We start from the raw sequence: 20,152 nt of genomic DNA, 5'->3' as shown, positions 1-20,152 counted from the left end.
CTCCGCGTCAGGTAGCGGTTGAGGGACCTCAGCTTGCGACAGTCTTCCAGATCTAAACGGTCAAGCGATTCTTGATCGCTGACGGCATATGCCCTCAAAGCACGCCGCTTCTCCGGCTAACTCAATCGCCTCAATTGGGGTAGATGCGTCAGCGGCTCTGCCACGTTGGCGAGGTGGTCGCCTAAGATTGCAAGATGGAGAAGACAAAATCGCTTTATCACGGTTATCGGTTTCCCGCCGCAGTCATCAGCTGCGCCGTGCGCTGCTTCGGCGCGCAGGTACTCGTACGCGGCAGCGTCGCCCGCTGTTTCCTGAATGCACCGGAACGCATCAACGATCGGGCCGTCGGCCTTCGCCCTTGATGAGCCGGGCAACCGTGCTGGCCTTCTCGCCGAGCATGACCTCGATGTCCTGCGGGATTTGGATCTGGTCGAGATCCTCTGCAAGACTGCGATGGTCGTACTCGTACGGCAAGAAGCACTTGCGATTTCGCGCCGGCCATCTGCCCTTTGCGCCCACTGTATAGTTCTTTTTCTCAGCCGCTTGTTGCGTGTCGGAACACCGCGTACTGGCGGAACACCAAATCCGCAGCGCCTGGCGAATGAGGCAATCCGCCTCGTTCTCCAGCAGGAGCCCCATCATGATCTCCTCCGATCCGGGCGTCAGCCCCGCTGCGCCGGCGCATGGTTGACGACATGCGCATGCGCAAGTTCGCACCCTGGACCCAGACCGCCTAGCTTTCGCGACTTCAACCGTGCCGGAGCACTCCGCGGTTTCCTCCTTCAGGTTTATTCAACGCCTGCCCGCATGCGCAGTCACGCGCTTGCGAGCCCGCGGACTTGGGCGGGCGTCGAACAAATAGATGACTTGTCCTCGAGTGACGGCACGGAATGACCGTTCCACTCAGATACCTGCCTTTTCAACTCCGACTGGTCGACTGGCAGCAACGGGTCCGGCTACGGTCGACCGCCTTGCGACTTCGCATGCCGGCTGAGCGGTTCCATCGATCCGTCGGAATCGGCCGGTCGAATCCGCAGTCCGGAGTGGTCATTGTGGACGCTCCAATTCGGCGAACAGAGCACACGTCGGAATGAAGGGACCGGTGTAAACACCGATCCCTAGCGTTTGCATGTCTTACGATGCATTCATACATACATCACAAGAGTGCGTACAACTCCTCGCTGGTAAAGCGGAAAACCATTAGCCCTATCAAAAATGCGTGATTAAGGTATAGGAACCACAGGGGCGTTCCCTCGTCTTCTTTTATCGAAGAACGCCATGTCCACTGTTCGAAATCTTTATGCCCGTACCGAAGCGGTAACGCTGTCGGTCCGGGCCTGCTCGCCCCGATCGGGCAACACCCATACCTACGTCCTGAGCCGCACGCTCATGCGCGACGTTCTGGTGAACGGTAAGTGGGTAACGGTCCACACGAGCGAGCAGCCTGCTGATCGCCACGCCGCGTAAGCGGTGCGCACAACCTTTTAGGAAAACAGATGGAAACCTTTTTTTGATGGCGCTGCTTGCGGCAGGCGCTTCGTCGTTGTGTGCCTGTACGGCGCAACCTCAGGCGCCCGCCGCAACTACACGCTCGGTGATTGTCGTTCAGGCGCCGCGAGGCGAACCGGGCGACTTTCGAGTGTGTCCGGATGGCCGGGTTATCACATACCCGGTCAGTCATCCTAAGACCTGCTCCTGAGCAGACCTTGTGCAGCCCCGGCTTCCCTTTGTGGGACCGGGGCTTTTTCCAGTAAACGAAGGAGATGTCATGATGAAACAGATTGTCATTGCGACGGTGCGGGCGCCCTCATTACAGGGGCTTCGATGCTCTGGGCGGACCCTACGCATGGCGCGACCAACGATGTGCAGGTCGCGTTTTCGCCGGACGGTGGCGCCGAGCAGCTTGTGCTGCAAACCATCCGCAGCGCGCGGCAGTCGATCCGGGTGATGGCCTACTCGTTCACTGCGCCGGCAGTCGTGAGAGCCCTGCTGGATGCAAAGCGGCGCGGTGTTGATGTCGCAGTCACTGTCGATTACCACAGCAATGTGGATGAGGATCGCAGTGGAAAAGCTGCGGCCGCGATGGGTGCGCTTGCGTATGCCGGCGTGCCTGTCGTGGTTGTACGTGCTTACCCCTTGCAGCACAGCAAATTCGTGGTGGTTGACAACGCAACGGTTGAGACGGGTTCGTATAACTACAGCCAGGCGGCCGCACGCGTGAATTCCGAAAACGTGCTGGTGCTTTCCAACCATCCTGAGATTGCGAAAGCGTATCTCGATGAGTGGAAGACCGTGACGTCGCAGGGGGAGCCTTACCGCGCCCGCTAACGGCGACACCGCTTCGATTTTTCTTTATGACCTCGCGGGGAAGCGATCCCGCCGGGGTCGCTCCGCATTCAATTGTGGAGTTTTCATGGTTCATGCAGCAACACCGTCCGCGGCGGCTGCGTTGCCTCGCTGGCTCGCGCCGTACGCGAGTGGCGAGAAGCAGGGTTGGGCGCAAGCTGTAATGGCATACGCCGATTACTGCGTTGATGGCAGCGCCGACGACGATCGTGAAATTGAAGAGCGTCTGATCATGCACCGCCCGCCGATGGTGGGCTATGCGAGCCGGACTGGCACGCGGCGCAACCTCGATGCGCTTGCGCATGCCGACTGGCGTCTTCTCGTCTCGGCGAAAGGCGAGCACCGTGCCGAAGGCATGCGTTACGCAATCGACAACGGCGCGTGGACCGCTTACCAGCGCGGCGAGCCGTTTGACGAGTCTGCCTTTCTGGCAGTCGTCGACAAGCTCGGTGAGCGCGCTGACTGGATCGTCCTTCCGGACATCGTCCAGGGCGGTCTCGCGTCGCTCGACTTTTCGCTGCGCTGGATGGAGCGTCTGCGAGGCATGCCATCGCAACTGCTCATTGCCGTGCAGAACGGGATGCAACTCGAAGACGTCGCGCCCTACCTCTCTCCCGTCGTTGGCATTTTTATCGGTGGATCAACGGAGTGGAAGGAATCGACTGCCGAAGCGTGGGGCCTCCTTGCGCGTCGACGGAATTGCCATTTGCATGTCGGTCGCGTCAACTCGGCCCGCCGCATTCACATTTGTGCGGCCGCCGGCGCTGATAGTTTCGACGGCAGCGGGCCGAGCCGTTTCTCCAACGCCTTGCCTCGCCTCGATCGGGCGACTCGACAGCCGGATCTTTTTGCTGCGTCCGACCAGTCGCTCACAGATGCTCAAGCCGCAAGTTTCGGCCTGATCTTGTAGTCAACTCATGTTTCTCGTTTAACCCTTTTGGGAGCACATCCCGAAAAGGGACGCTCCCATTTTTATTCGGAGCTAACAGATGGACCGTGATATTCACAGCTTGATGGAAACAGCCATTGCGTCGATGCAGTCGTTGATCGAGCAGGGTTATGTGCTGGCCGCAGGCGTAAGTGGTGGCAAGGACAGCACGTGTGCAATGGTGCTGATGCTCGAAGCAGTCAGGCGAGCGGGGCATGCAATGCCCGGCGTTAGACACTACATTACGTCGTCCGATACCACGATCGAGAACCCGAGCACCGCGAACTTCCTTCACGCGATGCTCGATGAAGTCGCGATGTTTGTCGAGGACAGTGGACTGCCGGTCGAGATCCACGTTACCCAGCCGTCACTGGCGTCGCAATTCGTTGTCTCAACGATCGGGCGGGGGACCCTGGTCCGAACACCGGAGAATGGCGTGCGTGACGGCAAACGCATCAGAGCGTGCGCCGACAGTTGGAAGTTGCAACCACAGGGCAGGCTTCGCGCGCGCCTTGAAAAGGAGGCGTCATCGTCGCGCGTGAAGGAAGTCATTAGCGTTGTCGGCACGAGACTCGATGAGTCGGCAGTGCGCCGCGTCGCCATGACTGAGCGCAACGAACAGGCGGACGTGGCAACACGGCAGGCCTCCGGATCGTTGTCGCTCTCTCCGCTGCGTGACTGGACCTCTGACGATGTCTGGACGATGCTCGGCTGTATGGCGGATTCTTCGCTCGGATTTAAGAGCCCGCTCGCGCCGGCGACCATCGCAAGGCTTTCGGATATCTATCGCGCTGGCAATGGCGGTGTCTGCGGTGTCATAGCAGGCGAGAGCGGCGTGCGTGCAGCGTGCGGTTCGAGGTTCGGATGCGCTTTCTGCGGCGTTACAGGCGCTCGCGACAAGTCTATGGAGTTCATGGTCCAGGAGCCGGAGCATGCGCACCTGAAGCCGCTGAATGAATTCCGTAACTACCTGCTTGCGATCCAGTGGGACCTGTCCCGCCGTGAACTCGTAGGCAGGACGTTAAGTGATGTGGGGTACACGCGGATTCAGGCGGATACCTATGGGTACTGGGAGCGCATCCGCATGCTGCGTATGCTGCTGTCGATCGATGCTGACGAGCGGGACCGCGCAGAGCGACATTCGGGCGAGTTGGCGTCGGGGCTTATTGCCGACACCGAACACAACCGGATGCTGTGCGATCCGCAGTTCGAATTCGTCACGCCGCGGCAACTTGTGGCGATCGATTTCTTTCTGTCTATGCACCACTACGCGCCCCATGCGTTTCCCGCGCTTGCTGTGTGGCATGACGTGAACGTGCTTGGTCGCAGATATGCGGTTCCTGATGTTGAGCCCAGGCCGAAGGCGGACATCGTGCTGCATGGCTGGTATTCGGTGGATCAGTACGACCGCGAGGCGCCTACTGTGGGTCTCCGTGATTTCAACGCGGAGCAGTGGAATCGCTATTCGGCATCCCGAGCGTGCAGGCTGGTACGCGCGTACGTCAGCAGGCGAGCAAACGGTGTACTTCCAGGAAGCCTCGCAGTTCGACGTTGATGCGGAAGCCGCTTGCGAGTTTGTGACCTGCACGTACGACACCGCGTTCATGCTGAGAACGCAGCATCACGATGCACTGGAGTCAGCGCGTTTCTGGCTGAACGAGGGGATGGTGAGACTGCCTGTCGGCATGGCCCAGCGATATCAGGAGATGGCAAAGCGCGGGCAGTACTTCAACAGGCTCGCGCAGCGTTTGAATCTGACACCTGATGAGTTGGATCTTCACCTGATCGCTAACAGCATCAGTGACGCGGCACACATGGCGATGCTGAAACCGGTATCGCCGCAGTTTGACCTGTTCGCCGTCGCAGCCTGATTGCTGTGCGGCAGTAACCTTTCCAACGTCCCCGGGGCTAACGCCTCGGGGATTTTTTTTGAACGCTCCCTCTCAGCGCTGCGTCCCCCGATTTCAAGTATGCCGACGCAGTGCCGATAAAGCGGGAAGAGACGAAAAAAGGCGATAAATGGACATCGAAATTGCATCTAAGATCGGCGCTCTGCTCATCGGCGTTAGCGGGGTAGGGAAGCTGCTATATGACTTCCAAATCAGTCAGCGAGGAAGGATGCGCGACGAGTACAAGTTCGCTCGCGAGTTTCTTGAGGACGCGTCGCGAAACAGCGCGATGCATCCGTTCCTCAGAGAAAAAGGTTATCAGGCGATAGCCGGCACCACGCGTCTCAGTGCGGACGAGATCGAATATTTGCTATCGCTCAAAGGTGCTCCCGGCGCCTGAAAGACTACATTTTAGGCAGATATTATCTGGGACATTTCCCGCAGCACGGGGATCTGCAGATCGATTTCAAACCGCGTTACAGAAAGCCATGGCCACGGCGGCTGCGCAAGTGGACGTATACCGGCGCATATGGCGTTCTTTCTTTCGTCGGCTTTGTGCCCTTCATCTTTTCGCGACTGCTTTTCAAACAGCCTGGCGAGGTGCTTATCGCTTCAGTGATAACGCTACTGGTTTTCCTTCCGTACGCGTGGTCCTGCCTGCGGTCGGCGATTCGGATAGATCGGGCTGAGAAGCTCGTGGCAAATCAGGACAAACATACGCAGAAGATCTTGGTGAACCAGCGCGTGCTGGGTGGGCGAACGGCCGCCGACGGATCTATCGTTCGGCGCATTCAGTAGCGGGGTGCGGCCGCGGCAGCAAAGCGAATGGCGGATATGTCGGGACATCGCTAGAGCTCGCCGACCGGTAGCAGCGGACAATCACCGCGTTGCGGGGGCTGTGCCGCCAAAGCGGCCGAAGAACTTTTTTTCGACGTCTTGCACGGAGCAAGCGTGGAACCCGAAGTGCCTACTCAGATAAGGGATGGTTGTTCGCCGTCTCCGGCCGCGCCTGCCGCGCGCTTCCGCGGTGGCAGCGGGTACGGCTCGGCCTGCAACGCATCGGCTGGTAGCAATCGCAGAAAAGATCTTGCCTCGTCAGTGCTGGTACACGAAAGCCAGTCGAGGTGTTCGGATTTGGGAAGCACCACAACGCCGCGCTTCTCCGCGCCAGGCTTGTGGAACCGCTTCATCAACGGATGCTCGTCGGCATTCAAGGTAAGCATCGTCATCGAGAGCGCCTGTGAGCCGTCCGCGTTATCCCATGCGCGCCACAGGCCGGCGATAGCGCAGGCGCCTTCGTCGGCCAGGCCAATGCGCCAGCGTACAGGTTTGCCAGTCTCGTACGAAGGCTCGTAGAACCGGCGACAAAGTATCAGTGCGAGTTGAAGCAGGTTCCAGGCGCCACTAAAGCTCCGCATCTGACCCACTGTTTCGCTGCGCGCGTTCATCGTGTCGAAGACCTTGACGCCAGGCGGAATCCGCTCGCGGGGAATCATGCCAAAACTCGCAGCGTCGGTCGATAGCTGACCGTCGACACGTCGGAGAATCGGAGCAGCGTAATCCTTGTATATGTCGCTGCGATAGTCGAATGACGGTTCAGGAAACAGGCTGAACGTTTCGAATTCGGTCTTGCCAGGCGCTTCGTAACTGGTACACATGGCCTTTTCCTCCGTCAATCGATGGGTTCAGGGATAGGGGAGCGCTCCGATCCTTTCAGGAAAGCGAGAAGGCGCCGCTCGGCGCTTTCGTACTGATGCAGCGGGGCGGTCCGCAGCTGGGCGTCGTGGAGGGCGAGAATCGCTGTGAACGTAGAAACCGACTCCTCGTCGAGCGACCAGCCGTCCTGCTCACTGCTTTCATGTGCCTTCATCAGCGTGAGTTCCCCAACGCACTCGGCGACTTTGAAGAGTTCGACCGGCGCGTCGCCATAACCGGCGCACTGAAGGAACCACGTCATATAGGTCGCTCGTGTGAGTTCGTTGACGATGCGACGGTTCCCGTGGCCCCGACGCCAGCCGTCCAGCGCCACGTGACAGGAGAGTGACCGGTCGCGCGCCAGTGCGGCGTTCATCGGCAAAAGCTTCGTTTTGGTAAGTGGCCTGCGCGCCATCTTTTTGTCGCCCGCGCGCTTTCGGCTTGACGCCATTCTGTTCATCGCTCCGTTGGATCGCCCGCCACAAGTCAGCGGGCTTCTCGCAATGGTAGCAGCATGGAACCGGGTGCCTCGGCGGCCAACCGGCTATGCGCTGCTAGGTTCGCGCGTCAAGACGCGGGTGACGCAATCTCAAATGCGGTACGGTCTTTGCCAGCTAGCCAGCCGGGCGCGCGTCCGCGGCCACTCCAGGTGGCCCCGCTCGACGGGTCTCTGTACTTCGGGTCTTGCGTGCCGGCCGTCCTGACGCGGGATTGACGACCGCCCGGCGCCTGCTGAAGGTCGCGCAGTGGGATGCACCACTCCGTGATTTTTGCCTGAATCTCGCGAATCGCCGCAGCCTTTTCACGGGCGAGCGCTATGTCGATCTGAAGGTCCAGCGCTGCGAGCTCTGTCTTGAGCTTGAGGTAACTCGACATCTATTTCTCCTATGCTTTCGTCAGCAGGCGGTGCTCTGCCTGAGCCGCTTCGAGGCTTGCGAACTTGCCCCGGTGGTCGCGACCCTGCCAAAGGATGAAATGCGATACGCCTGCGACGACGTATCGCCCAATGGACCAGCCGCTTGCGTGCGACCAGCCATAGGGCGAATCCTGCTTCCATTCCGTCTGTGTATCTACATCAGACATGCTGTGTCTCGTGTGCTGAGCGCGTTGAGTGGCTGATTCAACCGCGAGACCCGAGCACGCGCTCGATCTTCTGATCGGTCTTGTACTGGCTCAGCGCATAGACCGACCAGATTGCAGCCGGAATCCAGCCAATCAGTGTGATCTGCAGCAGCAGGCAGATGATTCCCGCAAAGGGGCGGCCGATAGTAAAGAACTGCAGCCACGGGAAAACGAGAGCAAGCAACAAACGCATTTTGATCCTTGTGTGGTTAAGGTAAAAAACTGCCAGCGACTCGCTGGCCATTGGGCGAACGCTCGCCACAAAGCGGTCATGGAACGCACGTCAGTCAGCTGAGCGGGCATCGTTGTCGCGCATGCAGCGGAAATGCTGCGGGTCTTCTTCCTCGAGACGCTCCAGTTTTCCGGTGGCGGCAAGCACGGCCTGCAACGGCACCTGATGCATCATCCGGTCGTACTCGTTGACGATCGCTGTCAGGGCGTCGCTAAGCGCGGCAGGCACTGACCAAGGCTCCGTATCCTTGCCTTCTTCCAGTAAATGAACAATGCGCCGGCCAGTGTCTCGAATCATGTCCAACGATAAGGCGCCTCGCCCTTCGGCCGTCAGCATTTCAGTGAGCAGGATCACCGACTGCAGGTTGAGCAATGCTGTTTCATCGCGGTGGCCTGAGCGGATCGCTTCAAGGCCAACGCGGATATGCAGGACTATGCGGTCTGCCTCGGCGCGTGCAAGCGGTGACGTCAGCAGTCGCTTCTTTGTGGCCTGCTCGGCGCTCGCGTTGGCCAGCTTCCTGCGCTTTTTCGATACGGGCATTGACGTGTTGCGTCGAAGACTTAAATGCTGTTTTCGCACGTGCCTGCTGCGGGCACCGGCGAAGCAAGCGTTGCGATCAGCGTGTAGCCCGGATATTGTTTCCGCGCTGTCCCGGAGAACATCGCCACGGCAGCGTCTCCGTCGTCGGCGGCAACGATGGCGTGGATCGGCTTGATGACCTCGGTCGTTCCGTCCTGTCGCAATACGCCTGAGACTATGAACCTTGCTGGCTGCCGGACATGCCAGCCGATGTGCGCGCCGCGTTCTCCCGCAGAGGCGGGCGCTGCTCCTTGCAGACTGACGACAGACACCAAAGAGGCGACGATCAGGGCTTTAACTGCTGCGATTTTCAGATGCGTGCTCATGCTTCGAGATTGATTGCGGTCGTGTCGCGTCATAAATTCCTCGATGGATGTCATTCCATCGTACTGGCGCGAACGGATTGTCAAGTTCGCCCCTTCGATCATACCTAGGCCGTTATGCTGTGTCAGGGGGCGGATGCGGCTCACTGGTTATCGGCGGAACATCAGAAAACTGAATCCTGTCGAGCGCGCAGGTGGGCCGGTATGGAAACTGCTGTGGTCCCGATGGGCGCACCGCAACGCGTGCGTTTCCTGCCCACGAACGGGTGAAGGGGAGGAGCCTTATGACTCGTCACGATTTCGTACGCCAGCTTGCAATGATGCTCCGCGATCTGCCACAGGGCACAGCTGCGGATCTGAACGACTGCATGGTCGCGTATTGGAACGGCTATTCGGTGGTCTTCGCCTTCCTGTGTGAGCGGGGGACAGGCGCCGTCGACGAGGAGTTCGACATGGACGATTACGTCTGGAAGGACTGGCGACCGGCCTTCGAAAGCTGGGTGGCGGACCCGGTATTCAGCAGCCGTCCGGAAGTGAAGCAGTGGCTGATGGATGCGCCGCCGCACGAGGCCGGTGTGTGAGATGGGACGCTGGAGCCGGGGGCGGTCGAAAACCGCTGTCGTTCCACCAGGAGCGCGGGGCGGGACGGGCTTGCCAGCGTTGATACAGCCGCAACTGGCGACACTGGTGGACCGTCCGCCGAAGGGAGGCGACTGGTCCTACGAAATCAAGTTCGACGGCTACCGCGTGATGACGCGCATTGAGGGCGGTGCGGCGACGATCTTCACTCGCAACGGGCATGACTGGACAGAGCGGATGCCCCGTCTTGCCGAAGCCTGCAAGGCGCTTCAGGTCGACGATGCCTGGCTCGAAGGGGAGGCGGTCGTGCTTGATTCAAACGGTCAGCCCGATTTCAACGCGCTGCAGAACGCGTTCGACCGGCGCAGCACCGCCGAAATCGTGATGTTCGTGTTCGACATCCTCTGGCTGAACGGGACCGATCTTCGCGAACAGCCGCTGCGTGCACGTCGGGCGTTGTTGCGTGAACTGATGGCGGAGCAGACGTCCGATGTGATCCGCTTCTCCGAAGACTTTCCGCAGGACCCGGTGTCTCTCGTCGCGTCGGCGTGCAAAATGAAACTCGAAGGCATCATCGGTAAGCGCGGAGACGCGCCGTACCAATCGGGCCGGTCGCCCGCCTGGATCAAACTCAAATGCAACACCCGCCAGGAATTTGTCGTCGGCGGCTTCACGCGTGCGAAGGGCGCGCGCTCCGGCCTGCATTCGCTGCTGCTGGGCGTCTATGAGAAAGACGGCTCCCTCCGATATGCCGGCAACGTCCGGCCTTATTTCTCAACCCGCGCCACGTCCGCCTTTCTGTCGAGAGCAGAGCCAGTACGCCGCGAAGCCACCGCTTTCTACAACCCGCCAAAGCCTGAAAAGGAGCGCGACTATCTGTGGCTTGATCCGTCGATCGTCGTTGAATGCTCGTTCCTCGAATGGACGCCGGGCGGCGAAGTGCGCCACCCCATTTTTCATGCGGTGCGCGAGGACAAGCCAGCGTCTGCGGTCAGCGAGGAGCCGATGGTCGCAGTGGAGGACGACGAACCCGTTGAGGCCGACGCAGGTTCGACACGTGAAGTGCCCGGGCCAAAGGGTGCGCTGAGAATTGGGAACGTCCGGATATCGAACCCGCAGCGAGTGATGGACCCGGTGACAGGGCACACCAAGCGGGAGATGGTCGAGTATTACGCCACCATTGCGGAGTGGGCCTTGCCGCATCTGCATAACCGGCCGCTTGCACTGGTACGGGCACCGGAGGGCATCAAGGGCGAACTGTTCTTCCAGAAGCACAGTGAGCGAGCGAGCATTCCGGGCATCGAGGAACTGCCGACCGAACTGCATCCGCGCCATCCGCCACTGCTTGTTGCCAACGCGGCCGAAGCGCTTGTGGGCCTTGCGCAAATGTCCGTCGTTGAATTGCACACTTGGAACGCCGTCGCGCCGGATCTCGCGCATCCCGACCGTGTCATTTTCGATCTTGATCCAGACCCGGCGCTGCCGTGGTCGGTCATGCTCGAAGCGGTCGAACTGCTGAAAGTCGTGCTCGATGAACTGGGGCTGAGGTCGTTCCCCAAGACGAGCGGCGGAAAAGGCTTTCACGTCATAGTGCCGTTGACGCGCCGACAGGGGTGGAGCGAGACAAAGGCGTTTTCTCATGCGGTCGCCCGCCATATGGCGCGGGTCGTGCCTCAGCGATTCTCAGCGGTGCTCGGGCCGAAGAACCGCGTTGGTAAGATTTTCATCGACTATCTGCGTAACAGTCGGGGCGCGAGCACGGTCGCAGCGTTTTCCGTGCGCGCGAGGTCAGGCATGGGTGTGTCGATGCCCGTCTCGTGGGACGAGATCAGGGAAGTGAGCCGGGGCGACGAGTGGACAATGCGGACCGCCATCGAGCGTCAGCGATCGCTCAAGGCCGACCCGTGGCCGGACTACTGGCAGACCCGGCAGGGCATAACTGCGGCGATGCGACGCGCCGTTGGCATGGACTGAGCAACGGCCCGCTGGTTGCGCCGCAGTTGCTGACTGGCGTCAGACGTTAGAGCGACGCCATGCGCTCAGATGCCGGATGACGGCGCGGTCGTCGCCTTTCTGCTCATGCAGCCGCGTCAGGTGGCGCAAGGCCTCTTCGTTCCCCGGATTGATCTCAAGGCAGCGGGCGTAAGCCGCCAACGCCTCGTCAAGCCGCCCCAGCTCCTCCAGCAGGACAGCGTAATTCAGCGCCGCCTGGTCGTTCTTCCCGTTGATCTCGACACAGCGCAGATAGCTGGCAGCGGCATCTGCGAGTCGCCCGGCTTCTTCAAGCAGCACAGCGCGGTTCGCATGCAGCAGTTCCGCATCCTCGAAATGCTTGAGCGCCTCATCGAACACCTCGAGTGCGTGACCGCAGCGATTCTGGTCGCTGGCAAGCAGGGCGCCTAAATTGTTATAAGCGTGAAAGTCGGGCTCGGGCGACAGTTCGATCGCCTTGCGGTACGCGGCCTCCGCACCGACCGGATCGGTCGCCTGCAACTGTTCCGCGAGCGAATACCAGTCTTCCGCCTGCTTGCGGCGTGCGCTAAGGCTGGCCGGCGCGTTATCGAGAAACGTCACGTCGCCTTTTACGTCCGCAACCTCGAAGTCCAGCAGTAGCTGCCTCGAGACGGCATCCCACTGCGCATCGCCGGTCGTGACGGCTACCGCGTCACCGACGGCTGTGATGCGCACGCCGGAAAGGGGCGCGGCATCCGGCAACTCGTCCCTGATACGCGAGAGGGCTTTCAAAATCCGGCGGGGCGGTATCCTAGATCCCTGCAGTCTCAGCGCGGTGCGAAGCAGAACGACCTCGCGGAACGTGAAGCGCAAATCGTTGCGCGCGCCGTGTGAGGGCTCCACAAACCCGGCGACGATGAGCATTCGGAGGGCGCGCCGCGAGACCCCGAGAAGCGACTGCACTTCCCGGAGCGAGAATGTATGGTCGGCAGAGCGGCCTGTCACCGCCGTACCCGGGTCTTGGTGGGCGCGGCGACTGGCTCCTCGGCCCTTTCTGCCCGTTTCACGGTCTTGCGTGGTTTGGCAGGAAGTTCAGCGACCGGGGCGGCGGGCTTCGCGCGCGAAGGCGACGGGCTGCGTTTCGCGTTTCTTGCCAGACTGGCGCGCAGCGCCTCCATCAGGTCGATGACCTGGCCGCCATCGGCTGCTGCCTCTTCCTGAGGCGTGACGATCTGCTTGCCTGCAATCTTCGCGTCGATCGCTTCGAGAACGCGTTTCTTTTCCTTGTCCTCGTACTGGCTTGGGTCGTAGCTTTCTGCCTCGCCCTGTTCAATTATCTTTAGGGCAAGCTGTAATTCGTTGTCCGTGACAGATGCGTCCTCAATGTCCAGATCTTTCAGTGAGCGAACTGCGTCGCCCCATAGCAGTTGCTGGAAAATGAGGCCGTCGACGGTTGCCCGCACTTGCACCATATGGGTCTTCCCCTTCCAGTTCCAGGATGCCAGTGCGCAACGTTCACTCGCGAGAAGCGCCTTTTTGAGGAGGCTGTATGGCTTGCCACCGCGCTTGTCCGGTGTGATGAAGTACGCCTTGTCGTAATAGACCGGGTCTATTGAGCGGTCGGGCAGAAAGGCCAGAATCTCAACGATGTGACTCGGGCTTTCTTCGAGCGCCTTCAGTTCGTCCTTCGTGAAGACAACGAACTTCTCTTTCTCGAACTCGTAGCCTTTCTGCATCTCGGCGCGCTCGACCACCTTCCCGGTGGCTTTCGACACATATTGTTGCTGGACGCGCGAGCCGTCCGGGGCAAGGAGGTTGAAGCTGATGGTCTCGGACGCCGACGTTGCGGAATACAGGCGCACGGGAATGGACACCAGTCCAAACGATAGTGAAAGCGATGCGATCGAACGGGCAGCCATGAACGTCTCCTGATGTCAGAAGAAAGGAGGCGATCTGCGCCTCGGGGCCGATGCAAAGAGATTAGCACTCGTTCTTACGCCGGCGGTGACGACAACCAGCAGGTGACGTTCCAGCCGCGGACAGGCGCGAGGTTTGCTTCAGGGTCACCATCTTTCACATAAAAAGGAGAATCCAGATGGCAGACCAGCACAAGCCCGGCCAGATCGTTAAGACGTCAGGCATTTATAAGGTCGTGAAGGAGGGCGGTAACGGGCCGGAATTCGAGGTCACGAAGGCGAGCACTTCCCCCGCCGACGCGCTCCGGCAAGGGCGCGCATTACGAGCCCGTTCACGGTGCGACGCATTCGCACAAGCACAGCGAGCTCGGCAGCGGCGACAAGTAACTCCCTGCTGGCGCGTAACTGGGCGTCGCCTCGATTTGACATCGGGGCGACCCGGTAGCACCGCTGGCATGCAATTGCGTACGCAATGTTAGCGAGAGGTCGGTATCGTGGGCAGACCGCAGACAGGCTTGGCAATTTCCACTTCGGTACTCTTGCTGGCTGGCTGTGCGATGGGCACCGCGCCGTACACCGGCCGACACCTTAGCCAAACGGAGTGCCGCGACCTTGCCGCGCTCAGGGCCAATACGCCACCGACGATGGCGGAGCGCCAAAGCGAACTGAGCGCGCTGAGGAAGGCGGGCTATGACCCGTCGCTTTGGGATGACCCCTACTATCCAGACGATCTGCAGGCCGCACAGCGGCTCGCGACGACTGGTATGCCGGAATGCCAGCAGCCGTAGCTAAAGGCGAGGGTGCGTGCGTATCTGGCGGGCGTGAACTATAACGGGAAGGTCACGTCCGGAGGTCGCCATGTGGATATGCAACGGGTGTCAAATGGTGACGACGCTGCAACTGGCGGAGCCAAGTATGGACGACGAAGGGCTCTACTTCACCTGCCCGGTTTGTCACCGTCGCAACCCGCTGGTAGCCCTACCACGCAAAGATCCCGACGATCCCCTGGACCTGGAGCAGATTCGCGAGTAGATGAGGTTCGAGAGTTAGCTATCCGGTCGCCGCGGTACTCGGCTATAGATGGCCGAAGTGAGTCGGCGTCTGAGGCTCAGAGCGGCCACGAAGAGTCATTGGCCAACACCATCGCTCGGACATTGAGACGTCCCTTCTACCCAGGGACCGGACACTCAACCTGCGATGATAAACGGCGCGTGGCGGCCGCTGCGCTCGTTGACCGGTATGCTACGGCATCGCTCAATGCTCCCGAACCAACTGTTCACTGGTTCACTGGGTGCTGCCTTCGAATGGTCGCGACACCCCCCAGCAAGTCCTCGAACGGTTGTGTCTGCGTATCGACACCGAGCCCATTTAATGCGCAGTTCGTACAATCACAGGCCTTTCGTCTGCGGCGTCGCTGGCGGCAGCGTCTGATGCTGAGAAGCCGTCGGCTTTGGGCATCTGTAACGTGCAACGTGGAAACGGCGTCACCACGTTCTCTCTCGCCTCCTACGACAATCGGCAGAAAAGAACGGTGCGGTAGCGGACATAGTGATATCAAATTCCTGGCCGTTTACCCGATACATGAACAGCTTGCAATTCGGTCGCAATCTATTATTCTTCCATAACACTTTGCTAATCCGGGACGTAAATAAGCGCGGCATTGGAACTTTCTCGGTATGTCGGTTGCCCCTAAAATCAACCAGCGCGTTTTGAGAATTCTCCGCATGCGAGATAATTTTTTCTCATGAGTCTGGCGTTTTAACGGAGGCCCCAATGGGCGATGCTGTGGGAGTGATTTGCAATACGGGTGTGTGCACTGAGGTCGATCCGGCGACTGCACTCGTACTGCTGGCCCTTGATCAGCTGATCAAAGAACTAAATTCAAAAGAGCCCTTTGGGCCAAACGGCGAAATTGTCAAGGCCTTGCGCACCGCATGGAATGACATCGCTAACGGGCCGGGTGAAAACAACGACATTGTAAAGGCTCTCCGAAACGCGTACAGCGACATCACTAATGGACTGGGTAAGAACAATGACATTCGAAAGGCGCTAGAGGCGCTCGGCGTTAAATTTTAAAGGAGGCGTCAGTGGGTACCGTTTATAAGGAGCAATGCGCCGCATGGGGCAATGCAATCCGTCAAAAAGCTGACGAGTTCTACAATCATCAAATCGAAGAGACCAAAAATCTCATCAAAGATTCGATTGGCAAAGGCTTGAACCCCAAGGCGATCGAACTTGAAGGCGGCATAGCGACAGTTGATTACGAAATTTTATTGCAGCGGACCATTAATGCGAAGAATTCTGCGTACGCAGACTCCGAATCGCGTGAGGCAACTTGCAATGCGGCGGCACCGCCTGAGTGGGTCGGCGATACTCAGAAGATCACTGACTTCGCAATGACTGTTGCTCTGCTTCCATATGTCGCCCTTACACACGACTATGCAGCTCAAAAGATTGACCTTGGCGAAGTTTATAAGGGTCATACATTCGGGGGCGACAACGCTCTATTTCCCAAGGCGCGCGCGGATGTGCTAAGCGCACTTGGTATTGGAGGAGATACAGCCAAATTTTTATCAGATCCGGTTAACACTGCGCAACAGGTGGTTACTGATGTGATAGGAGCGATCGGAAAGGCTTTGCCCGACCTCCCTGTGCCTAATTTTCCAGAGATAAAGATCGACCTTCCAAAGTTCTGAAAGAAAAACTAAGGAGCTAACCTTGACCATTACGAACGCTCAGTGCAAGGCTTACGGCGATCAGATCCGTGCGAAAGTCGACGAATTTTTTGGACCGCGTTTATCCGAAACCCAAAAAATGATTGAGGAAGATACTGCCGCTGGCCACGATCCGACACACCACGAGATACAAGATGGGCTAGCGACGGTTAATCTCGTTCTGCTGCTAAAGAGAATGAACGAAATGAAGGAACTGGGGATGCAAAATGCGGTAGCGCATGAAAACGCCTGCGATAAAGACGCTGTCCCTGATTGGATCGGCGATGCGCAAAAAGTGAACGATATAGCCTTAGGGATTGCTATGCTTCCGTTCATCCTTCTTACGGGAAACCTCGCAGCAGCGCACGTCGACTTGGGCGCGGTCTACCACGGTCGGCCTTTCGGAGGTGAGAACGCACTTATTCCGAAAGTGCGTAGCGATGTTCTGGACTTTCTACAAATCCATGGCGACGTTCGAAAATTCATCGAGGATCCGATCAACGTTACTGCGGGCTTTTTCTCTCAGGGAATCGAAGATCTTAAGAATTGGCTAGAGAAACCTTTTGGCTAGCTTTCTCCACATAGGCAGCAATGGGACGATGAGGGTTCTCAGGACCCGCTCTGGCGTTTCGTACTCTCGGCGTTCTCGAGGCCTAACGCTTTGGACGATTCGCACGTAGAGGAAAGCATCACGGCACAAGTGCTCGTGCGTAACCTTCTTGCCGTTCCGTTTGCGTAGTGTGGGTCTCATCAGAACGGTGCACTCGTGGCAAGACGTCCGCGAGTCCGGGTCGATATAAAGGGGGGACAAGTGCTAAGCTCATCGTCGCTCGAAATAACAATCGGGATCTTCTTCGTCTATCTGCTCTTCAGCTTGGTATGTACGTCGGTGGTCGAGACCATCGCATCTGCAAGGAATCAGCGAGGGAAGACGTTGCTCGAGGGCATAAAGAATCTTCTCAATGATTCGACGTTTACTGGAATCGCGCAGCAACTTTATTCCCACGGCTTAGTCGACGGCATCTCAGAATACGCAAGCAAGACGGACAAGAAAACGCGAAGGCCATCTTACATACCTCCAAATATCGCCGCTTCAGCACTGGTCGATATTTTATCGACAATTGGCCGGGTCATTAACGACAAGGGCCAAGCGAGCGAGGAAATCGTCAGGTCTGCGAAACAAGCCAAAGAAGAACAGAACAAGGCTAACCTCGATAAAGAAATTAAAAAGGCAATCGACATGGGACGCACGCTCCCCAGCAATGCTTCCAGCGCGGATCTTCTGGACTCCCTTCACGAAGCGATCAAGTTATCCACGATAGGACACACGAACGACGCTCTGCGCGCGCTAGTTGAAAATGCACGCCAAGAAATGGCCGGTGCAAATCGAGGCCCTAATGCCACCCCAACACAAGGGAAGGAAGCTTTCCAAGCCAGCGTGGAGAAGTGGTACGCCCAGTCTATGGAACGTGTAACCGGCTGGTACAAGCGCTGGACGCAAATCCTGTTATATGTGGTGGCAATCATCGCTGTCTTCGGGGCCAACGCGGATACGATCATGCTCGCCAAGGTCCTGAGCACCAACGAGGCACTCCGTACGTCGTTCGTAACAGCCAGCAAAGAAGCGGTCCGGGATGGCAAGGATTCGGGATCGAAGGGCGCTACCGGCGCGTCATCGTCAGAAGCGGCGGCTACCGCGAACGCGGCTGCGTCGACGACCGTTACGACATCAGGAAGGCCGGGTAACGAAGCAAATGTGCTAAAGGCCGCAAAAATGGTCGAGCTTCCACTGGGTTGGACGACGTATGACAAGGACAACGGGGGACGCCCGACGGACTTCCCTAACTCGATTCCGCAATGGCTGTTGAAGGTCCTTGGTCTTGTCATTTCCGTGGCGGCCGTCTCCCTCGGCGCGCCGTTTTGGTTTGACATTCTGAGCAAATTCGTCAATATCCGGGGCGCAGGCACGCGCCCTGGACAGCACAACAAAAGCGGGCCGCGTCCCGACATTGCTAGTTGATACCGCCGACAGATCTACGTCGTTACCGCTTTCAAGGGTGAGTGGAATTTAGGTAGTAAAGGAAAAGAGGGCGATCCCCGCTAGAGGCCCGGTGGACGCTTAGGGCCAGCGCATTTCGCCCATAAAACCTGCTTTCTGCGAATGATTTCTTGCAATTCATGGCATCGAAAAATATGAACGTTCGCTTCACATTGTCACGGTCCACGTTGTTTTCTTTAGCAATCCCATCGCCGACTTGTCCAGAATCGGTCGTGTATTCATCACAGAAAGAGGGTTAGGGAAATGGCACTGCAGCGACACTTAAGGGCGGTTGTGCTAACTAGCTGTCTAACGCTTCTTGCTGGATGCAACACAGACGAAGAACTTTCCCAGCAGCAACTCAATATGCTCAGGGCGGAGGCGGATTCGCTCGAGGCAATGAAGAATGACCTTAGCTCGCATTCTGCCGGTGGCACCTTGGTGTTGGAGGGGCCGGGAACGGTCAGCATATTTGTCTCGAAGAACCTTATCAACTCCGGCCTCAAGGGGGTAGCTGGCGTAACCATGCCCATACCTGACGTCTCCGATGCGACGCTCACCATCAAGTCCGTGACCGCGGACCTGAGGCTAGGATATCCTCTCGTTACCGTCGACGCCGAAGCTACCAAGAAGGATATTGGACTGACACTGCAAGTTGTGGGCACCGCGCGCCTTGAGACCAAGATCGACCCTGCCAGCCCATCACAGTTGACGGTCAGCGTGCGACTTGAAGAACTAGTACCGCGCGCCCAATGGGGCATTTTCGACTTTAAGGTAGGCGGCTTCGTAAAGGATCTGATCAAGACGAAAGCGTCGAAAAAGCTAGGCGAAGTCGCAAAATTCCTGGTGCCAATTGCGACTGACATTCCTCTAGCGTTACCTGCGCATCAGATGCTCGTTAGATTTACCGGAGTCAGTGCTGTGGTGACGACACCGGCCCTGACCGTGACCGGTCACACTGCGGTATCGCGCATCCTTTGGCTTTCCGATGGCCTGCATGTCTATGGAACAGTAACCGCCCGGGTGGGATCATGAAAGTCATCATCGCACTCGCCATCCTTGCCGCTTGTGTACAAGCACTCGCCGATACAACAACGAGTATAGCGGAGCAACAAGCTCGCATAGCGGCCCTTCAGAAGGATGTGGGGTCGCTAGTGGCGCCTCTGCAGACATTCCATACTGACGTGCGCGTTTTCGCATCGCTCGAACCGATCGTTGCGGCGGTCGCTGACCTAAATGGACGGCCCTCAAATGAACGAACACTCACATTGCAATCGACAGCGGTGAACGGCCACATCGTCGACAACAATGGCCTGTGCAACAGCTTTGCTGAATTGCAGGGGCCCGGAGATTTGCACGCGCAAGGCGAGCTCACTGGGTTCCGCGCAGCGACGCAGGACGATGGCAGCATTCTACTTAACAGCCACGCAGCAACTAGTGGACATATTCAGTTACATGTGCAATTTTTCGGTCCACGCGTCTATCCGCCGTGGCCTCTTCCGAGAGGAGGAGGCGCCTGTCCCTATGGGGGAGGCAACGGCACTAGCATCGGTGCCGGCTTCAACAAAGATCTAGACCTCCACATCCGCGTCACGTTTGCACTGGCGCCTGATGGGCAATCGCTTACTTATCAAGCCATCCTTTATGACCCAACGAAGGTCGATGTCACCGTCAGTATTGGGCTCGGAGCGTTGGGGAACCTTGGCTATCCGATGTCGTTTGACATCCCGCAGAGTCCGTACACAGGACAATTCCCTTTGCTTGTCGCTAAGGGCGGGAGCTTTACCATTCCTGGTGAGAGGGGACCGCGTGAGTACGCTCTAGTGCTGAAGCCAGCA

Annotated in this window: 26 protein-coding genes and 1 pseudogene; 17 read left to right on the top strand and 10 right to left on the bottom strand. The window is 58.5% G+C overall.

Annotation, left to right across the window (positions count from 1 at the left end; translation table 11 throughout):
- Window positions 1–194: 194 nt before the first annotated feature.
- Window positions 195–269, top strand: a pseudogene (locus P0D73_RS47060) (IS6 family transposase); the annotation flags it as partial.
- A gap of 61 nt (window positions 270–330) precedes the next feature.
- Here P0D73_RS47060 and P0D73_RS44100 read toward each other — a convergent pair.
- Window positions 331–642 (bottom strand): hypothetical protein, encoded by a 312-nt coding sequence (locus P0D73_RS44100; RefSeq protein WP_408256034.1) that lies wholly within the window; start codon window positions 640–642, stop codon window positions 331–333.
- A 636-nt stretch (window positions 643–1,278) separates the two neighbouring features.
- Between P0D73_RS44100 and P0D73_RS44095 the strand changes: the two genes are divergently transcribed.
- The 6 genes from P0D73_RS44095 to P0D73_RS44070 all read left to right on the top strand — a co-directional run bounded on the left by P0D73_RS44095 (window position 1,279) and on the right by P0D73_RS44070 (window position 5,563).
- Window positions 1,279–1,467: a hypothetical protein gene (locus P0D73_RS44095; RefSeq protein ID WP_408259140.1), complete on the top strand. Its 189-nt coding sequence runs from the start codon at window positions 1,279–1,281 to the stop codon at window positions 1,465–1,467.
- Between the two features lie 396 nt (window positions 1,468–1,863).
- Window positions 1,864–2,328: a phospholipase D family nuclease gene (locus tag P0D73_RS44090; protein WP_408259137.1), complete on the top strand. Its 465-nt coding sequence runs from the start codon at window positions 1,864–1,866 to the stop codon at window positions 2,326–2,328.
- Window positions 2,329–2,413: 85 nt separating this feature from the next.
- A complete protein-coding gene (locus P0D73_RS44085) occupies window positions 2,414–3,256 on the top strand; it encodes a hypothetical protein (protein WP_408259135.1) in 843 nt (280 codons plus the stop codon).
- A gap of 79 nt (window positions 3,257–3,335) precedes the next feature.
- A complete protein-coding gene (locus P0D73_RS44080) occupies window positions 3,336–4,829 on the top strand; it encodes a phosphoadenosine phosphosulfate reductase domain-containing protein (RefSeq protein ID WP_408259133.1) in 1,494 nt (497 codons plus the stop codon).
- The gene (locus tag P0D73_RS44075) at window positions 4,795–5,145 is read left to right on the top strand and encodes a hypothetical protein (protein WP_408259131.1); all 351 of its coding nucleotides are present in this window, start codon (window positions 4,795–4,797) and stop codon (window positions 5,143–5,145) included. Before P0D73_RS44080 ends, P0D73_RS44075 begins: the two co-directional genes overlap by 35 nt.
- Before the next feature lie 148 nt (window positions 5,146–5,293).
- Window positions 5,294–5,563, top strand: coding sequence for a hypothetical protein (locus tag P0D73_RS44070; protein WP_408259128.1), 270 nt, complete (start codon window positions 5,294–5,296; stop codon window positions 5,561–5,563).
- A gap of 571 nt (window positions 5,564–6,134) precedes the next feature.
- Here P0D73_RS44070 and P0D73_RS44065 read toward each other — a convergent pair.
- From P0D73_RS44065 to P0D73_RS44035, 7 genes are all read right to left on the bottom strand, one after another.
- Window positions 6,135–6,821, bottom strand: a complete 687-nt coding sequence (locus P0D73_RS44065; protein WP_408259126.1) for an SOS response-associated peptidase family protein — start codon at window positions 6,819–6,821, stop codon at window positions 6,135–6,137.
- Window positions 6,822–6,835: 14 nt separating this feature from the next.
- On the bottom strand, window positions 6,836–7,234 hold the full coding sequence (locus tag P0D73_RS44060; RefSeq protein ID WP_408259124.1) for a hypothetical protein: 399 nt from the start codon (window positions 7,232–7,234) through the stop codon (window positions 6,836–6,838).
- Between the two features lie 191 nt (window positions 7,235–7,425).
- Window positions 7,426–7,734: an H-NS histone family protein gene (locus P0D73_RS44055; protein WP_408259121.1), complete on the bottom strand. Its 309-nt coding sequence runs from the start codon at window positions 7,732–7,734 to the stop codon at window positions 7,426–7,428.
- Between the two features lie 9 nt (window positions 7,735–7,743).
- Complete coding sequence (locus P0D73_RS44050) at window positions 7,744–7,941, bottom strand: hypothetical protein (RefSeq protein WP_408259119.1); 198 nt, start codon at window positions 7,939–7,941, stop codon at window positions 7,744–7,746.
- 37 nt (window positions 7,942–7,978) lie between these two features.
- A complete protein-coding gene (locus tag P0D73_RS44045) occupies window positions 7,979–8,173 on the bottom strand; it encodes a YqaE/Pmp3 family membrane protein (protein ID WP_408259150.1) in 195 nt (64 codons plus the stop codon).
- Between the two features lie 90 nt (window positions 8,174–8,263).
- Window positions 8,264–8,752, bottom strand: a complete 489-nt coding sequence (locus P0D73_RS44040) for a hypothetical protein (protein WP_408259117.1) — start codon at window positions 8,750–8,752, stop codon at window positions 8,264–8,266.
- A 20-nt stretch (window positions 8,753–8,772) separates the two neighbouring features.
- Window positions 8,773–9,261, bottom strand: coding sequence for a hypothetical protein (locus P0D73_RS44035; protein ID WP_408435977.1), 489 nt, complete (start codon window positions 9,259–9,261; stop codon window positions 8,773–8,775).
- Between the two features lie 137 nt (window positions 9,262–9,398).
- Between P0D73_RS44035 and P0D73_RS44030 the strand changes: the two genes are divergently transcribed.
- Window positions 9,399–9,695, top strand: a complete 297-nt coding sequence (locus P0D73_RS44030) for a hypothetical protein (protein ID WP_408259112.1) — start codon at window positions 9,399–9,401, stop codon at window positions 9,693–9,695.
- Between the two features lies 1 nt (window position 9,696).
- Window positions 9,697–11,667 (top strand): DNA ligase D, encoded by a 1,971-nt coding sequence (gene ligD / locus P0D73_RS44025; protein ID WP_408259109.1) that lies wholly within the window; start codon window positions 9,697–9,699, stop codon window positions 11,665–11,667.
- Between the two features lie 39 nt (window positions 11,668–11,706).
- Here the strand turns inward: ligD and P0D73_RS44020 are convergent, their stop codons facing one another.
- Both P0D73_RS44020 and ku read right to left on the bottom strand, forming a co-directional pair.
- Window positions 11,707–12,651, bottom strand: coding sequence for a tetratricopeptide repeat protein (locus tag P0D73_RS44020; protein WP_408259106.1), 945 nt, complete (start codon window positions 12,649–12,651; stop codon window positions 11,707–11,709).
- On the bottom strand, window positions 12,648–13,565 hold the full coding sequence (gene ku / locus P0D73_RS44015; protein ID WP_408259104.1) for a non-homologous end joining protein Ku: 918 nt from the start codon (window positions 13,563–13,565) through the stop codon (window positions 12,648–12,650). The genes P0D73_RS44020 and ku overlap by 4 nt, the downstream gene beginning before the upstream one ends.
- 512 nt (window positions 13,566–14,077) lie before the next feature.
- Between ku and P0D73_RS44010 the strand changes: the two genes are divergently transcribed.
- From P0D73_RS44010 to P0D73_RS43975, 8 genes are all read left to right on the top strand, one after another.
- Window positions 14,078–14,350: a DUF4148 domain-containing protein gene (locus P0D73_RS44010; protein ID WP_408259101.1), complete on the top strand. Its 273-nt coding sequence runs from the start codon at window positions 14,078–14,080 to the stop codon at window positions 14,348–14,350.
- Between the two features lie 94 nt (window positions 14,351–14,444).
- Window positions 14,445–14,594 carry a hypothetical protein gene (locus P0D73_RS44005; RefSeq protein WP_408259099.1) on the top strand — a complete coding sequence of 50 codons (150 nt, stop codon included), beginning with the start codon at window positions 14,445–14,447 and terminating at the stop codon, window positions 14,592–14,594.
- A gap of 741 nt (window positions 14,595–15,335) precedes the next feature.
- A complete protein-coding gene (locus P0D73_RS44000; RefSeq protein WP_408259097.1) occupies window positions 15,336–15,638 on the top strand; it encodes a hypothetical protein in 303 nt (100 codons plus the stop codon).
- Between the two features lie 11 nt (window positions 15,639–15,649).
- On the top strand, window positions 15,650–16,258 hold the full coding sequence (locus tag P0D73_RS43995; protein ID WP_408259094.1) for a hypothetical protein: 609 nt from the start codon (window positions 15,650–15,652) through the stop codon (window positions 16,256–16,258).
- Window positions 16,259–16,280: 22 nt separating this feature from the next.
- Window positions 16,281–16,847, top strand: a complete 567-nt coding sequence (locus P0D73_RS43990; RefSeq protein WP_408259091.1) for a hypothetical protein — start codon at window positions 16,281–16,283, stop codon at window positions 16,845–16,847.
- Window positions 16,848–17,087: 240 nt separating this feature from the next.
- The gene (locus P0D73_RS43985) at window positions 17,088–18,296 is read left to right on the top strand and encodes a hypothetical protein (protein ID WP_408259089.1); all 1,209 of its coding nucleotides are present in this window, start codon (window positions 17,088–17,090) and stop codon (window positions 18,294–18,296) included.
- Between the two features lie 417 nt (window positions 18,297–18,713).
- Window positions 18,714–19,349 (top strand): hypothetical protein, encoded by a 636-nt coding sequence (locus tag P0D73_RS43980; protein ID WP_408259086.1) that lies wholly within the window; start codon window positions 18,714–18,716, stop codon window positions 19,347–19,349.
- Window positions 19,346–20,152, top strand: an 807-nt coding sequence (locus P0D73_RS43975; RefSeq protein ID WP_408435975.1) for a hypothetical protein, incomplete at its 3' end; no start/stop codon positions are given. The genes P0D73_RS43980 and P0D73_RS43975, both read left to right, overlap by 4 nt.

Origin of the sequence: Paraburkholderia sp. RL18-101-BIB-B, assembly GCF_046026985.1 — a bacterium.
GTDB lineage: Bacteria > Pseudomonadota > Gammaproteobacteria > Burkholderiales > Burkholderiaceae > Paraburkholderia.
This window is presented reverse-complemented; position numbering and strand designations above follow the sequence as displayed.

Coding starts and splice junctions, on each gene's coding strand:
- P0D73_RS44030 (WP_408259112.1), top strand. CDS start 9,399: ATGACTCGTCACGATTTCGTACGCCAGCTTGCAATGATGCTCCGCGAT.
- P0D73_RS44070 (WP_408259128.1), top strand. CDS start 5,294: ATGGACATCGAAATTGCATCTAAGATCGGCGCTCTGCTCATCGGCGTT.
- P0D73_RS44080 (WP_408259133.1), top strand. CDS start 3,336: ATGGACCGTGATATTCACAGCTTGATGGAAACAGCCATTGCGTCGATG.
- P0D73_RS44040 (WP_408259117.1), bottom strand. CDS start 8,752: ATGCCCGTATCGAAAAAGCGCAGGAAGCTGGCCAACGCGAGCGCCGAG.
- P0D73_RS44050 (WP_408259119.1), bottom strand. CDS start 7,941: ATGTCTGATGTAGATACACAGACGGAATGGAAGCAGGATTCGCCCTAT.
- ligD (WP_408259109.1), top strand. CDS start 9,697: ATGGGACGCTGGAGCCGGGGGCGGTCGAAAACCGCTGTCGTTCCACCA.
- P0D73_RS44095 (WP_408259140.1), top strand. CDS start 1,279: ATGTCCACTGTTCGAAATCTTTATGCCCGTACCGAAGCGGTAACGCTG.
- P0D73_RS44065 (WP_408259126.1), bottom strand. CDS start 6,821: ATGTGTACCAGTTACGAAGCGCCTGGCAAGACCGAATTCGAAACGTTC.
- P0D73_RS44000 (WP_408259097.1), top strand. CDS start 15,336: ATGGGCGATGCTGTGGGAGTGATTTGCAATACGGGTGTGTGCACTGAG.
- ku (WP_408259104.1), bottom strand. CDS start 13,565: ATGGCTGCCCGTTCGATCGCATCGCTTTCACTATCGTTTGGACTGGTG.
- P0D73_RS44045 (WP_408259150.1), bottom strand. CDS start 8,173: ATGCGTTTGTTGCTTGCTCTCGTTTTCCCGTGGCTGCAGTTCTTTACT.
- P0D73_RS44085 (WP_408259135.1), top strand. CDS start 2,414: ATGGTTCATGCAGCAACACCGTCCGCGGCGGCTGCGTTGCCTCGCTGG.
- P0D73_RS44060 (WP_408259124.1), bottom strand. CDS start 7,234: ATGAACGCCGCACTGGCGCGCGACCGGTCACTCTCCTGTCACGTGGCG.
- P0D73_RS44100 (WP_408256034.1), bottom strand. CDS start 642: ATGATGGGGCTCCTGCTGGAGAACGAGGCGGATTGCCTCATTCGCCAG.
- P0D73_RS44005 (WP_408259099.1), top strand. CDS start 14,445: ATGGTGACGACGCTGCAACTGGCGGAGCCAAGTATGGACGACGAAGGG.
- P0D73_RS43980 (WP_408259086.1), top strand. CDS start 18,714: ATGAAGAATGACCTTAGCTCGCATTCTGCCGGTGGCACCTTGGTGTTG.
- P0D73_RS44055 (WP_408259121.1), bottom strand. CDS start 7,734: ATGTCGAGTTACCTCAAGCTCAAGACAGAGCTCGCAGCGCTGGACCTT.